Annotated in this window: 13 protein-coding genes; 8 read left to right on the forward strand and 5 right to left on the reverse strand. The window is 72.5% G+C overall.

Annotated features, from left to right (window positions below; translation table 11 throughout):
- Positions 1-9 precede the first annotated feature (9 nt).
- Positions 10-1,254 (forward strand): aminotransferase class I/II-fold pyridoxal phosphate-dependent enzyme, encoded by a 1,245-nt coding sequence (locus ACUYTF_RS04435; protein ID WP_449279359.1) that lies wholly within the window; start codon positions 10-12, stop codon positions 1,252-1,254.
- A complete protein-coding gene (locus tag ACUYTF_RS04440; RefSeq protein ID WP_449279360.1) occupies positions 1,247-2,581 on the forward strand; it encodes an MATE family efflux transporter in 1,335 nt (444 codons plus the stop codon). The genes ACUYTF_RS04435 and ACUYTF_RS04440 overlap by 8 nt, the downstream gene beginning before the upstream one ends.
- A 13-nt stretch (positions 2,582-2,594) precedes the next feature.
- Here the strand turns inward: ACUYTF_RS04440 and ACUYTF_RS04445 are convergent, their stop codons facing one another.
- Positions 2,595-4,094, reverse strand: a complete 1,500-nt coding sequence (locus ACUYTF_RS04445; protein ID WP_449279361.1) for an alpha/beta hydrolase — start codon at positions 4,092-4,094, stop codon at positions 2,595-2,597.
- 184 nt (positions 4,095-4,278) lie between these two features.
- On the reverse strand, positions 4,279-5,826 hold the full coding sequence (locus tag ACUYTF_RS04450) for an alpha/beta hydrolase (protein WP_449279362.1): 1,548 nt from the start codon (positions 5,824-5,826) through the stop codon (positions 4,279-4,281).
- Positions 5,827-6,052: 226 nt separating this feature from the next.
- Between ACUYTF_RS04450 and ppgK the strand changes: the two genes are divergently transcribed.
- Entirely contained in the window at positions 6,053-6,796 is a 744-nt protein-coding gene (gene ppgK / locus ACUYTF_RS04455; protein ID WP_449279363.1) for a polyphosphate--glucose phosphotransferase, read from the forward strand.
- Positions 6,797-6,818: 22 nt separating this feature from the next.
- On the opposite strand, the gene ACUYTF_RS04460 is transcribed toward ppgK, so the two are convergent.
- A complete protein-coding gene (locus ACUYTF_RS04460; RefSeq protein WP_449279364.1) occupies positions 6,819-7,739 on the reverse strand; it encodes a helix-turn-helix domain-containing protein in 921 nt (306 codons plus the stop codon).
- Between the two features lie 102 nt (positions 7,740-7,841).
- On the opposite strand from ACUYTF_RS04460, the gene ACUYTF_RS04465 reads away from it, so the two are divergent.
- Positions 7,842-9,179 (forward strand): MFS transporter, encoded by a 1,338-nt coding sequence (locus tag ACUYTF_RS04465; RefSeq protein ID WP_434142899.1) that lies wholly within the window; start codon positions 7,842-7,844, stop codon positions 9,177-9,179.
- 59 nt (positions 9,180-9,238) lie between these two features.
- Positions 9,239-9,931, forward strand: coding sequence for an endonuclease NucS (nucS, locus tag ACUYTF_RS04470; protein WP_434142898.1), 693 nt, complete (start codon positions 9,239-9,241; stop codon positions 9,929-9,931).
- Between the two features lie 167 nt (positions 9,932-10,098).
- Here nucS and ACUYTF_RS04475 read toward each other — a convergent pair whose 3' ends face one another.
- Both ACUYTF_RS04475 and ACUYTF_RS04480 read right to left on the reverse strand, forming a co-directional pair.
- Positions 10,099-11,097: a carbohydrate kinase family protein gene (locus tag ACUYTF_RS04475; protein ID WP_449279365.1), complete on the reverse strand. Its 999-nt coding sequence runs from the start codon at positions 11,095-11,097 to the stop codon at positions 10,099-10,101.
- A 20-nt stretch (positions 11,098-11,117) separates the two neighbouring features.
- Positions 11,118-11,657: a TetR family transcriptional regulator gene (locus ACUYTF_RS04480; protein WP_449279366.1), complete on the reverse strand. Its 540-nt coding sequence runs from the start codon at positions 11,655-11,657 to the stop codon at positions 11,118-11,120.
- A gap of 105 nt (positions 11,658-11,762) precedes the next feature.
- On the opposite strand from ACUYTF_RS04480, the gene ACUYTF_RS04485 reads away from it, so the two are divergent.
- From ACUYTF_RS04485 to ACUYTF_RS04495, 3 genes are read left to right on the forward strand one after another with little or no spacing between them, the layout of a single operon-like run.
- Positions 11,763-12,386, forward strand: a complete 624-nt coding sequence (locus tag ACUYTF_RS04485; RefSeq protein ID WP_449279367.1) for a biotin transporter BioY — start codon at positions 11,763-11,765, stop codon at positions 12,384-12,386.
- 34 nt (positions 12,387-12,420) lie between these two features.
- On the forward strand, positions 12,421-13,122 hold the full coding sequence (locus tag ACUYTF_RS04490) for an energy-coupling factor ABC transporter ATP-binding protein (protein WP_449279368.1): 702 nt from the start codon (positions 12,421-12,423) through the stop codon (positions 13,120-13,122).
- Entirely contained in the window at positions 13,119-13,733 is a 615-nt protein-coding gene (locus ACUYTF_RS04495) for an energy-coupling factor transporter transmembrane component T family protein (protein WP_449279369.1), read from the forward strand. Before ACUYTF_RS04490 ends, ACUYTF_RS04495 begins: the two co-directional genes overlap by 4 nt.
- Positions 13,734-13,779: the final 46 nt, after the last annotated feature.

Raw genomic sequence — 13,779 nt, forward strand, 5'->3', positions numbered from 1 at the left:
CTGGCAGGCATGACCTCCCGCCCTCCTCTCCCGGCTCCGCGATGGCGCGAAGTCGCCCGCGCGACCGGGCTCATTGCTCCCGACGGCAGCACGCGGCCCACCATCTTCACGGAGATGTCGGCGCTCGCCCGCCGTACGGGAGCCGCGAATCTCGGACAGGGCTTCCCCGATGCCGACGGCCCCGAATGGGTGCGCGAGGTCGCGGCCCAGGCGATCCGCGACGGCATCAACCAGTACCCGCCCGGTCAGGGCATCCCGGCGCTGCGCCGCGCGATCGCCGCCCACCGGCAGCGCCACTACGGCATCGTTCTCGACCCCGAGACCGAGGTGGTGGTGACCGCGGGGGCGACCGAGGCGATCACGGCGGCGGTGCTCGCGCTCGCGGGCCCGGGAGACGAGGTCGCGACGATCGAGCCGTTCTACGATTCGCACGCGGCCGCCATCGCGCTCGCCGGGGCGACGCATACGACGGTGCCGCTCGTCCCGAATGACGGCGGGTTCGCGCTCGATCTGGCGGCGCTCGACGCCGTCGTGGGCGAACGCACGCGCGTCATCATCGTGAACACCCCGCACAATCCGACCGGCGCGGTGCTCGGGCGCCGCGAGCTCGAGGCGATCGCCGACGCCGCCCGCCGCGTCGACGCGATCGTCGTGACCGACGAGGTCTACGAGCATCTGCTGTACGGCGGCGAGCGCCACACTCCGATCTCGACGCTGCCGGGCATGGCTGAGCGCACGATATCGATCTCGTCGGCGGGCAAGACGTTCTCGCTCACCGGGTGGAAGATCGGCTGGGCCACCGGCCCGGCAGCACTCATGGAGGCGCTGCTCGCGGTCAAGCAGTTCCTCACCTTCTCGGGCGGCGCCCCGTTCCAGCCCGCGATCGCGCGGGCGCTCGCCGAGGGCGACGCCGATGTCGAGGCGCTGCGGCGATCCCTGGAGCACCGCCGCGGGCTGCTGCTCGACGGGCTGCGCGCCGCGGGGCTCACGGTCGTGGAGCCGGGCGGCACCTACTTCGTGTGCGCCGATGCGTCGCCGTGGCTCACTGCCGAGATACCCGACGGCGCGGCCCTCGCGCGGGCGCTGCCCGAGCTCGCCGGGGTGGCGTGCGTGCCGGTATCGGCGTTCTGCCTGCAGGGGTCGCCGACTGCGACCGCTCTCGCGCCGTGGGTGCGGTTCACCTACGTGAAGGACGAGGAGACCATCCGCACCGCCATGGCGCGGCTGCGCGAGTTCGCGGCAGGCCGTGGCTGAACGCGCGCCCGGAACCCGCGGCATCGACCGCAGCATCGCGGGCCTCGCGATCCCGGCGCTCGGCGCGCTCGTCGCCGAGCCGCTCTTCCTCATCGTCGATTCGGCGCTCGTCGGCCACCTCGGCGCGGCTCCCCTCGCGGGCCTCGCCGTCGCGGGCGCCGTGCTGCAGACGGCCGTCGGTCTCATGGTGTTCCTCGCCTACTCGACGACGCCGTTCGTGGCCAGGCGCCGCGGCGCCGGCGACCTGCGCGGCGCGGTGCAGGCGGGGGTCGACGGGCTGTGGCTCGCGCTCGGTCTCGGAGCGCTCGTCGGCGCCGCGATGTGGGCCGCGAGCCCCTGGCTGGTGGGCCTCTTCGGCACCGACGCGGCGACATCCGGCCACGCGGTGACGTATCTGGCGATCTCGTGCCTCGGCATCCCCGCCATGCTCGTCGTGTTCGCGGCGAGCGGGCTGCTGCGCGGCATGCTCGACACCCGCACCCCGCTCGTCGTGGCGACGATCGGCTTCGCGGTCAACGCGCTGCTGAACTGGTGGTTCATCACCGGCCTCGGCTGGGGCATCGCGGGCAGCGCCTGGGGCACGGTCGCCGCCCAGTGGGGCATGGTCGCCGTCTACCTCGCCGTCATCGCGCGCCACGTGCGGCGCGCGGGCGGCGACTTCCGGCCGCGCCGCGACGGCCTCGGCCGGGTGGGGCGCAGCGGCGGCTGGCTCTTCATCCGCACGATCGGGCTGCGCGCCGCGTTCCTCGCGACCGTGTTCGCTGCGACAAGCCACGGCACCGACGCGACGGCCGGCTACCAGGTCGTGTTCACGATCTTCTCGACGGCGGCCTTCGCGCTCGACGCGCTCGCCATCGCAGCGCAGGCTCTCGTCGGCGAGGCGCTCGGCGCCCGCGACGCCGACCGTGCGCGGCTCGTCGTGCGGCGATCCCTGTTCTGGGGGCTCGCGAGCGGGGGTGCAATCGGGCTGCTGCTCGCCGCCTGCAGCCCCCTGCTCGGCCGGGTCTTCACGGACGATGCCGCGGTGCTCGCGATCCTGCCGCTGCCGCTCATGGTGCTCGGGCTGTCACTGCCGCTCGGCGGGTACGTATTCGTGCTCGACGGCGTGCTCATGGGCGCGGGCGATGTGCGCTACCTCGCATGGACGAGCCTCGTGAACCTCGCCGTCTACCTCCCGATGCTCTGGGCCGTCACCGTCGCGGTGCCGAGCGGCGTCGCGGCGCTCACCGCGCTGACCGCGAGCTTCTGCATCGTGTTCATGGCTGCGCGCGCGACGACGCTGGGGCTTCGCGCGCGCAGCGGCTCGTGGGTGCAGCTGGGCGTGTAGCAGCCGGTGCGGATCAGTCCGTCTGGCAGACCAGCCCCTGCTCGGGCAGCTCGCCCGCGAGCAGGAACTGCGTGACCGCGTCGTCGATGCACGTCGAGCGGTCGGTGTAGCTGGCGCCGTGCCCGTGGCCCTCGAGCGTGACGAAGCGGGTGTTGCCCATCTGCGCCGCGAGATGACGCCCGTTCTCGTACGGCGTCGCATGGTCGCCGGTGACGCCGAGCACAAGCACCGTCGTACCCTCCGGCGCCGAGAACGATTCGAGGTCGTCGCCCGATTCGGGCAGCGCACCGCACGAGATGTCGGCGTACTGCGCGACGAACTCCTCGGAGATCTCGGGGCCGCCCAAGAGCTCCGGCGCACCCATCTTCTCGATGGTCTCGATGAGTCCGAGAATGTCCGGATCCTGCGGCAGGGAGTGGCAGCCGACGATCTGGCCGGCGAAGCTCACGGACGCCCCGCCGCCCGCGAGCGCCTCGGCGATGGCGTCGATGCCCTGCTGGTCGCCCGCGAGTGCCGCACCCACGGTGTCGAGCACCACCGGGCGGCCGACGTCGCGGCCGTAGAGCCCGGTCTGCAGGTAGGAGAAGAGCGTCCAGCCGTCGATCTCAGTGCCGTCGCTCGCGACGAGCGGCTGCTCCGCGAGCTGCTGCATCTTCGCCCCCAGGTCGTCGTCGCTCCGCAGCGGGCACACCTCGACCTCGTAGAGCGTGCCGCAGTTCGCGAGCATCGCATCGATCTCGGCGACCATGGCGAGCGACTGCGTGTAGTTGCCGGTCGGCGCGGCCCACGTGTCGTCGGGGGCGCTGTCGAGCACCATGCGCCCCACGCGCTCCGGGAACAGCGTCGAGTAGGTCGCCCCGAGTATGGTGCCGTACGAGTAGCCGAGGTAGTCGAGCTTCGGCTCGCCCTGCAGCGCGCGCAGCAGATCCATGTCGCGGGCGACCTGCGACGTGCCCATCGAGTGCGCGAGCGGCTGCTCGGCGGCGCAGAGAGCGAGCTGCAGTTCGCGCACGTTCGACATCTGCTCGCACTCGATCGGCGTGCTGCGGCCGATGCCGCGCGGGTCGAAGCCGATCAGGTCGTACTGCTCCATCACCTGCTGGAACGCCGACGAGACGGTCATGCCGAAGGTGTAGTCGATCCCGCTGGCGCCCGGACCGCCGGGGTTGCCGAAAAGCGTGCCGATCTTCTCGCCGCCCGTCGCGGGGATGTGCACGACGGCGAGCTCGATGGTGCCGTGGTTCTTCGGGTCGTTCCAGTCGATGGGGGCCGTGATCATGGCGCATTCGAAGGTCTCGTGCGCGACGCCCTCCTCTCGCAGACGCTCGCGACCGGTGTCGTGGAGGCCGTAGTCGGCATCGCACTCGCCCCAGTCGATCGTCTGCGCGTACACGGCCGGGAACGATTCCGCCTGCACGCCGCTCGGCGAGTCATCTGCGGCCGGGGCGCACGCGCTCAGCAGCAGCCCTGCGACGGCGAGCGCAGCCGCGCTCGCGAAGATCCGTTTTCCCATCGTCCATCTCCTTCGATCCCCAAGTTCTGGACACAGTCCAATCGGGTCGAATATATCGACCCTCCGGGGTACCCGGAGTGCGCTTCCGCCCTCGTTGCGCAAGTTGCATCGGCGGCGCGCAAGCTGGGTGCGCACGCAGCCCGGGCGAGACGTCGAGGCGCCACGATGCGCGCGGCCGGCCGCGTCAGTCGTCGGTGCAGACGGTGCCCGTCGCGGGCATCTCGCCTGCCACGAGGTAGGCGGTGACCGCAGCGTCGATGCAGCTCGAACGGTCGCTGAACGAGGCCGCGTGCCCCTGACCGTCGAGCGTGAGCAGGGTCGCCGGGCCGAGCTCGTCCACGAGCTCCTGCGCGTACGGGTACGGCGTCGCGTGGTCGCCGGTGATGCCGATGACGAGGATCGGGTCGGCGCCCGCCGCGTCGAACGACTCGGTGACGTCGAGCCCGCTCTCGGGCAGCGCGTAGCACGACAGATCGACGAACGGCGCGAGCACCTCGTCGGTGATCTCGGGGCCGCCCATGAGCCGCGGCACGCCGACCCGCTCGACGTGGGCGAGCAGGCCCGGAATGTCGGGTTCGATGGGGAAGGAATGGCAGCTGACCACGCGCATCGCCAGATCGGCGCTGCCGCCCGAGACCTCTGCGCCGAGCGCATCGATCGCCTCCTGGTCGCCGAAGAGCGCGAGCGCGACGGTGTCGAGCACGATCCCTCGCCCGTAATGGCTCGAGTACAGGGCGCCCGTCAGATACCCGTAGAGGTCGGCACCCGTGATCTCGGTGCCGTCGCTCGCGACGAGCGGCTCGGTCTGCAAGCGTTCGAGCACCGCGAGCACCGACGCCTCGGAGTCGAACGGGCACACCTCGACCTCATCGGCGTACTCGGTGCGGCAGTCGGTCGCGAGCGCGACGACGGCCTTCGCGATCGCGACCTGCTGCTCGAAGGAGTGGATCGGGCTCGCCCACTCGGCGTTCTCGGCGCTGTCGAGCACCATGCGCCCGACCCGCTCGGGGAAGATGCTCGCGTACGTCGCACCGAGCATGGTGCCGTACGAGTAGCCGAGGTAGTCGAGCTTCTCGGCTCCCTGCAGCGCGCGCAGCAGCTCCATGTCGCGCGCGACCTGCACGGTGCCCATCGTGCGGGTCAGGGGGTGCTCGGCGATGCACTCGCCGAGCTGGATCTCGGGCAGCTCCGAGACTCCCGCATCGCAGTCGATCGGAGTGCTCGCCCCGATGCCGCGCGGGTCGAACCCGAGCAGATCGTAGTGCTCGAGCACCTGATCGAAGCCCGGGGCCGCCGCCATGCCGAGCATGAAGTCGATGCCCGTCGCACCGGGCCCGCCGGGGTTGCCGATCAGCGTGCCCCGCGGCTCCCCCGTCGCGGGCACCCGCACGACCGCGAGCTCGATGGTCTGCTCGTTCTCGGGGTCGTTCCAGTCGAACGGCGCCGTCACGGCCCCGCACGCGATGCCGTCGGGTTCGACTCCCGATACTTCGAGCGACTCGGCCAGGTCGGCGTCGAGCCCGTCATCGGCGTCGCACTCGCGCCACTCGACCCGCTGCTCGTACACGGAGGCGAAGCTCTCGGCCTGCCATGCCGCCCCGTGGGCGCGCGGTTCGAGCACCGGGTCGGCGGCGGGTGCGCACGCGCCGACCCCGATCATGAGGACGGTCGCGACGACGACGCCGACCGTGCGCATCCGACGAGACTCCGCTGCTGCCGCACTGACACCCATGCGCACAGCGTATTGCCCGCGACGACGGGCCGCATCCTCCACATGCGCGGTATCCCGGAGTGCGCTCGTCGACGGGCGGGGCCGGCAGCGCGAACCCGGGCATTCTTCCCGGCCCCGGCCCGGGCCTCGGCCCGGCCATGTTTGACCCGGCATCGCGCGTAGGGAACACTCTTGTGCTGTGGGGGCGACCACCCGACGGCCGCCCCACCGACCGGAGGCGAACGGCATGGTTCAGGCATTGGGGCTCGACATCGGGGGCACCGGCATCAAGGGCGCGATCGTCGACGTGACCACCGGAGCACTCGCGGGCGAGCGCTTCCAGCTGCCGACGCCGCAGCCGGCCACCGTCGAGGCGGTGCTCGATACGGTCGCGCGGATCGTCGAGTCTGCGCAGTGGGACGGCCCGATCGGCTGCACCTTCCCCGGAATCGTCAAGCACGGCGTCGTCGGCACCGCCGCGAACGTCGACAAGGCCTGGATCGGCGTGAACCTCGCCGACCGGCTCTCCGCGCGCATCGGGCGCCCGGTCGCCGCGCTGAACGACGCGGATGCGGCCGGCGTGGCCGAGATGCGGCTCGGCGCGGGCCGCGGGGCGACCGGCATCGTGATGCTCATCGCGCTCGGCACCGGGATCGGTTCGGCCCTCTTCCTCGACGGCAAGCTGCTCATGAACACCGAGTTCGGTCACCTCGAGCTCGACGGCTTCGACGCCGAGAAGCGGGCGGCGACCTCGGCCCGGGTGCGCGAGGACCTGTCGTACCCCGAGTGGGCGGAGCGCCTGCAGCGCTACTTCGACCATGTCGAGCACCTGTTCTCGCCCGACCTGTTCATCGTCGGCGGCAGCGTCAGCCAGAGCGCCGACCGGTTCCTGCCGCTGCTCGATCTGCGCACCCCCATCGTCCCGGCCGCGATGCGCCAGAACTCCGGCATCGTAGGCGCAGCGCTCTGGGCGGTCTCCGGCAACGAGTAGGGGGCGCAGGCCGCGCCCCGGGTCAGCGGGCGATCCGCAACTCCTTCGGCCCGACCCCGTAGAGCTCGTCGAGCGCCCGCCGCATGCTGGCCGGCGACCCGAAGCCCGCCTGCGCCGCGACCTCGCGCACGTCGAGCGCATCGAAGCGGGCATCCTGCAGCACCGACCGCGCCACACGGGCGCGCTCGCGCCTGATCTCGGCCGCCACCGAGCTCTCGGCCTCGGCGAACACCGCCTGCAGGTGCCTGAGCGAGACGCCGATGCGGGCCGCGAGGGCCTGCGGTGTGAACCGCACATCGCTCGCATTCCCGGCGATATCGGCGAGGGCCCGCTCGCGCACCACCGCGCGCGGCGTGCCCTGCGGCCACGCGGCCCCTTGCCGGCCGAGCACGAGCGTGCCCGCCATGTCGAGCACGAGGCGGTCGACGGTGCGGCTCTCGCCCTCCGAGACGAGTGCTTCGCCCGCGACGGCCTGCTCGAGGAACCCCTGCATCGCGCGCTCGGTCACCGTGAGCTCGGAGTAGACGCCGACTTCGTCGTTCAGCATCGGCACATAGGCGAGCAGCGCCTCGCGGGGGATGCGCACGACGACGAACCGCCACGGTCCGAGGAAGCGCACGCGGCGCGGCAGCCCGCTCGGCGCGATCATGAGCGGCCCGCTCGAGACGCGCCACTCGGCGCCGTCGAGGTACTCGAACTCGCCCTCGTCGACGAAGACGATGTCGATGGTCGGCAGGCCGGGCCGCAGCGGTCGGCGCTCGATCTCCGACCCCGAGCCCCATGCCTCGATGACGATGATCGCCCCGAACGCGCTCACGCGGGCCTGCATGCCGATCTCGCCGCCACTGCCGCGCACCCCCGTGCGCTGGAAATCGCCCTCGGCGAAGTCGGTGATGGAGCGTTCGGGCAGGCCCTCAACATTCGCCGCTGAAATGGTAGTCACAGCCAAACGCTACTGCACGCAGAGGGTTCCCAGATCCGTTCTGCGCAGATTGCCCCCAGATCGCGCAGAGAATCGGGCGGCTCCGCTGACTACACTCGATGTGTGACCGACCGCTCCCCTTCGCCTCGCCCCGAGGTCATCCGCTGGGTGCGCGCCGTGCCCTTCATCTTCCTGCTCGTCGGCCTGAGCTTCGGCACCTGGCTCAGCCGTCTCCCCGCCGTGCGCGACCAGCTCGGTGCGAGCGCGTCGCAGATGGGACTCTACGGCCTCTGCCTCGCCGCCGGCAGCGTCGCGGCCCTCATCATCTCGGGCACCGTCATCCAGCGCTTCGGGGCGCGGCGCGTGCTGCTCGTCGCCGGGCTCACTGCCGCCGTCGCGCTGCCGAGCGCGGCCGCGGTGCTGCTGGGGTGGGCGATCCCTGTCGGGCTCGCCCTGCTCTTCGCGTTCGGCTTCGCCTTCAGCATCTGCGATGTCGCCATCAGCGTGAGCGGCGCCAACGCCGAAGCGGCGCTCGGCAAGCCGCGCATGCCCCTCATGCACGCGGGCTACAGCCTCGGCGCCGTCGCCGCGACCGGCATCGGCGCGGCCGCGGAGGCGGCCGCGGTGCCCGTACCGGTGCACCTGGCGATCGTCATGGCGGCGAGCGCGGTGGTGCTCCTGCTCCTCCTGCGCGCCCTCCCCCACGACGAGCTCGCGGTGCGCCGGGCGGCGACCAGCGGCGGCGCCGACCCCGCGCTCGCCATCACCGGGCCGGTGCCGGTCGTCGCGCACACCGGAGCCGACCCCGTCGTCACCCACACCGGCGCGATCCCGATCATCCCCGATGAGCACGGCTCAGCGGGCGCCGCGTCGCCCGCCCTTCGCCCCGGGCCGCGCAGGTACTCGCCCTGGCGCGACCCGCGCCTCATCGTGATCGGCGTCATCACGCTCGCGTTCGGCATCTTCGAGGGCACCGCCGCCGACTGGCTGCCGCTCGCACTCGTCGACGGCCGCGGTCTCGGCAACGACCTCGGCGCGACCATGCTCAGCGTGTTCTTCTTCGCGGCGCTCGCGACACGCATCGTCGGCTCGTGGCTGCTCGGGCGCTTCGGCCGGGTGACGATGCTGCGCGCCTCGGCCGCGCTCGCCGCGATCGGCGTCGTGCTGCTCATCCTCGTGCCGGGCACCGCCGCAGCCGTCGTCGGCGTCGTGTGCTGGGGCATCGGCAGCGCGCTCGGCTGGCCCGTCACCCTCTCGGCGGCGGCCGACGACCCCGAGCACGCGGCGCGCGCCGTCGCGGCCGTCGCGGGCATCGGGTACGGGTCGATGCTCGTGGGCCCGCTCGCCTTCGGCTTTCTCGGCGATCACTTCGGCCTGCTCACGGCGTTCTGGGCGCTGGTGCCGTTCGCGATCTACGTCGTCGTCGCGGCCGGGGTCGCGAGGCCGCGGCCGCACGCGTAGACGGCGCGGGCCGCTCGCCCGCTCAGGCGCGCGTGCGGCGGCCGGGGTAGACTACCGCGGTGCGAATCGTTGTTGCAGACTGCTCCGTTGACTATGCCGGGCGCCTGTCGGCCCACCTGCCGCGGGCGAAGCGCGTGCTCATGCTCAAGAACGACGGCTCCATCCTGGTGCACTCCGATGGCGGGTCGTACAAGCCGCTCAACTGGATGAGCCCGCCCTGCACGCTCGCCCCGCTCGAGCTCGACGACGAGCAGCAGGCCGCCGGCATCGTCGAGGCGTGGGAGGTCACGCACAAGAAGACCGCCGACAAGCTCGTGGTGTCGCTCTTCGAGATCATCCACGACACGTCGCACGACCTCGGCATCGACCCGGGCCTCATCAAGGACGGCGTCGAAGCGCACCTGCAAGAGCTGCTCGCCGAGCAGATCGGCCTCGTGGGCGACGGCCACACTCTGGTGCGGCGCGAGTACATGACCGCGATCGGTCCGGTCGACATCCTCGCCCGCGACGCGGCGGGCGCCTCGGTCGCGATCGAGATCAAGCGGCGCGGCGAGATCGACGGCGTCGAGCAGCTCACCCGCTACCTCGAGCTCATGAACCGCGACCCGGTGCTCGCGCCGGTGCAGGGCGTCTTCGCGGCGCAGGAGATCAAGCCGCAGGCCCGTACGCTCGCCGAGGACCGGGGCATCCGCTGCCTCGTGCTCGACTACGACGCGATGCGCGGCATGGAGGACAAGAACACGCTGTTCTAGGGCGGCTGGCCGGCTGCCGGCGATCCCTGGCGCGCTCATGCCCCGTGCCGTGGGCGCGTGGGTTCATTCGGATTCTGCAGCTCGTTCGGACGTTCTGCGGCCGATTCGTCCGAATGACGTCTCATCTCCGACTGAGCTCGCGCGGGCCGCGGGCGCCTCGGGCGCCTCTACAGGGATCGCCGGGCGGCGTCGAGCTCGGCGAGCGTCGGCGGGTTCGCGCCCGCCCGGCTCACCGTGATCGCCGCCGCCTGCGCGCTGCGTTCGAGCAGCACCGCGAGTTCGGCGTCGCGCAGCGCACCGAGCGCCGCGCGGGCCTCAGCCCCGTAGGCGCCCGCCGAGAGCAGCCCGTCGAGCAGCGCGCCCATGAAGGTATCGCCCGCGCCGACCGTGTCGACGACGTCGACGGGCACGCCCGCGACCGTCAGCTCGGTGCGCCCGGCAGGCGCGCCCGCACCGGCACCGCCGCGTACGGCGACGACGCCCTCGGCACCGCGCGTGACGACGACGAGCGCCGGCCCCGCGGCCGCCCAACGATGCGCGACTGCGACCGGATCCTCCCCCGGATGCAACCACGCGATGTCTTCGTCGCTCGCCTTCACGACGTCGGAGCGGGCGATGAGCGAGCGCACCCGCTCGCGCACCGCCCCGGCCTCGGCGTCCGCGCCGCCGATGAGCGCCGGCCTGATGTTCGGGTCGTAGCCGATGAGGGCGCGGCCCCGCAGCTCGTCGACCAGCCGCGACAGCTCGTCGGCGCCGGGCATCAGGAACGCGCCGATCGACCCGGCATGCAGCACGTCGGGCCGGCCGGCATCGGCGGCATCGAAATTCCACACGAGATCGAACTCGTAGGTCGCGGCGCCCGTCTCGTCGAGCAGGGCCGTAGCGGTCGCGGTGCGGGCGCCGGGGCTGCCGAGCACTGCGACCCCCGAGGCCGCGAGCCACTCGCGCACCGTGCGCCCCCGCTCGTCGTCGCCGAGCGAGGTGAGCAGTCGCGGCGAGCGCCCGAGTCGGCCGAGCGCGAGCGCGACGTTCGCCGGGCTGCCGCCGGGGCTCTCGTCGTGCGTGCCGTCGGCGCGGTGCACGATGTCGACGAGCGCCTCTCCGACGAGGAGCACCTCGGGATCGGTCGGCGTCTCGCGCGCTCGCGGGTTCGGGGCAGTGGTCACAGCGTCTCCTCCATGCGGCGTCAGCGGGTATCGGCGTCGGGCACGAGCCCGCGCAGGATGATGTCGAGCCCGCGACCGAACGATGCGTCGAGGTCGAACGCGGGCGGCGCCTGACCGCCCGCGGGCGGGGCGTCGAGCAGGGCGCCGAACTGCGCGGCCTGCCGGTGCGTCTGCGTCGACTGCGCATGCCCGAAGGTGAAGAGCAGCAGCGTGCGCGCACCGTCGGCGCCGACCATCTCGGCGAGACTGCGCTCGATCTCGGAGGATCCGAGGCGGAAGGCCTCGGCGGTGGCGACGACGTCGGCGCCGTCTCGCACGCGGAGCATCGCATCACGCAGTGCGATGCAGAGTGCGCGCGCGTCGTGCAGGCGGCCGACGCGGCCGACGATCTCGTCGGCCATCAGCGCGAGCAGGCTCTGCTTGTTCGGCACGTGATGGTAGAGCGCGCTCGGCTGCACGTCGAGGGCGGCGGCCACCCGACGCATCGAGCATCCCTCGAGCCCCTGCGCGTCGAGCACGCCGAGCGCCGCGGTCACGACATCGGCGAGGGTGTTGCGCATTCCCCCAGCCTAGCGCTAACCTGAACACCGTTCACCAGAACACTGTTCAGGTAGCGCGATCCCGCCGATCCCTGCCCCGATTCAGACACCGCCCCAGGAGACCTCGTGACCGCGACCGCCGACCAGCAGCCGACCACCGCGAACGCCGCCCACGCCCGCAAGAAGCGCGGCACCGCGACCGACCTCGCCCTCATCGCGACGTTCGCCGCCCTCATCGCCGTCTGCGCGCTGCTGCCCGCGATCAGCGTCGGCGGCCTCGTGCCCATCACCCTGCAGACCTTCGCCGTCATGCTCGCCGGCGCGGTGCTCGGCGCGAAGCGCGGCTTCCTCGCCGTGCTGCTCTACCTCGCGGCCGGCGCCATCGGCCTCCCCGTGTTCTCGGGCGGCTCGGCCGGCATCGCCCCCTTCGTCGGCCCGTCGGCCGGCTACCTCGTCGCGTTCCCCCTCGCCGCCGCCCTCTGCGGCTTCATCGTCGAGCGCCTGCCCCGCAAGAAGCTCGCCACGAGCATCCCGCTCACCTTCGCCGCCGGCTTCGCCTCGAGCCTCGTCTTCATCCACACCCTCGGGCCCCTCGGCATGTCGGTGTTCGGCGGGCTCGCGCTCCGCGAGGCCTTCCTCTTCGACCTCACCTTCTACCCCGGTGACATCGTCAAGAACATCCTCATGGCCCTCGTCGCGACCGCCGTGCACCGAGCGTTCCCCGCGCTCCTGCCCACCCGCTCGAAGTAGCGCCCCGAACTGCCGCCCGAAGGTGACCCGCCCCGTGATCGAACTCCGCAGCGCGACCGTGACCGCCCCCACGGGCGACGCCACGATCCTGCACCCGACGAACCTCGAGCTCTCCGAGCAGCGCATCTCGATCATCGGCGGCAACGGCTCGGGCAAGTCGACGCTCGCTCGGCTCATCAACGGGCTCGTCGCACCGAGCAGCGGCGCGGTGACCGTGTCGGCGTCGGGCGGCCCTCCGCTCGACACGATGCGCGACGGCGCGGCCGTGCGCAGGCTCGTCGGCTTCGTCTTCACCGACCCGGCCGCCCAGCTCATCATGCCCACCGTCGTCGAAGACGTCTCGCTGTCGCTGCGCCGCTCGCATCGCGACAAGCGCGAACGGCACGCGGCCGCGCTCGCGGCGCTCGAACGGTTCGGGCTCGACGCCCTCGCCGACCGCAGCGTGCACACCCTGTCGGGCGGTCAGAAGCAGCTGCTCGCTATCGCCTCGGTGCTGACGGGCGAACCGGCGATCGTCGTCGCCGACGAACCGACCACGCTGCTCGACCTGCGCAACGCCCGCAAGATCGGCGACCTGCTCATGGGGCTGCCCCAGCAGACCGTCGTCGTGACGCACGACCTCGAGCTCGCGGCCCGCGCCGAGCGCACGCTCGTCATCGACGGCGGCCGCATCGCCTTCGACGGCGCACCCGACACGGCGATCGCGCACTACCGCGAGCTGGCGGCGCACTCATGAGCGGCGTCAGCCCGCTCGGCTCCTACCTGCCGGGCGACTCGCCGCTGCACCGCCTACGGCCGGGGGCGAAGCTCATCGGCCTCTTCGTCTTCGCCACCGCCGCCGTGGCGCTGCGCTCGGTGCCGAGCACGGTCGTCGCGCTCATCATCGCCGTCGCGCTCGCCCTCGTCGCGGGCCTGCGCGGCCGCGACCTCTGGCGGGTGCTCAGCCGCTTTCTCATCGTGGGGGCGCTGCTCTTCGCGTTCCAGGCCTGGCAGCACGGGTGGGAGCGCGGCGTCGAGGTCGTCGGCACGCTCATCGCGCTCATCCTCGCGGCGAGCGCGCTCACCGCGACCACGGCGGTCGAGGACACGCTCGACACGATCACCTGGGCCCTCGGGCCGCTGCGCCGTTTCGGCGTCGACCCCGAACGGGTGGCGCTCGCCTTTTCGCTCGTGATCCGCGCGATCCCGAGCATCCTCGGCATCGCGCACGAAACGCGGGCCGCCGCGCGCGCCCGAGGGCTCGAACGCAGCCCGCGCGCCCGGCTCGTGCCGTTCGTGCTGCGCACCGTCTCGCACGCGCAGCTCACGGGCGAGGCGCTCGCGGCCCGCGGCATCGGCGACGAGTAGCCCCGCGAGGTGCTCCGACGTCGAACGCCGGCACCGGGTCCGCGAG

It is taken from the genome of Leucobacter sp. GX0328 (assembly GCF_053567315.1).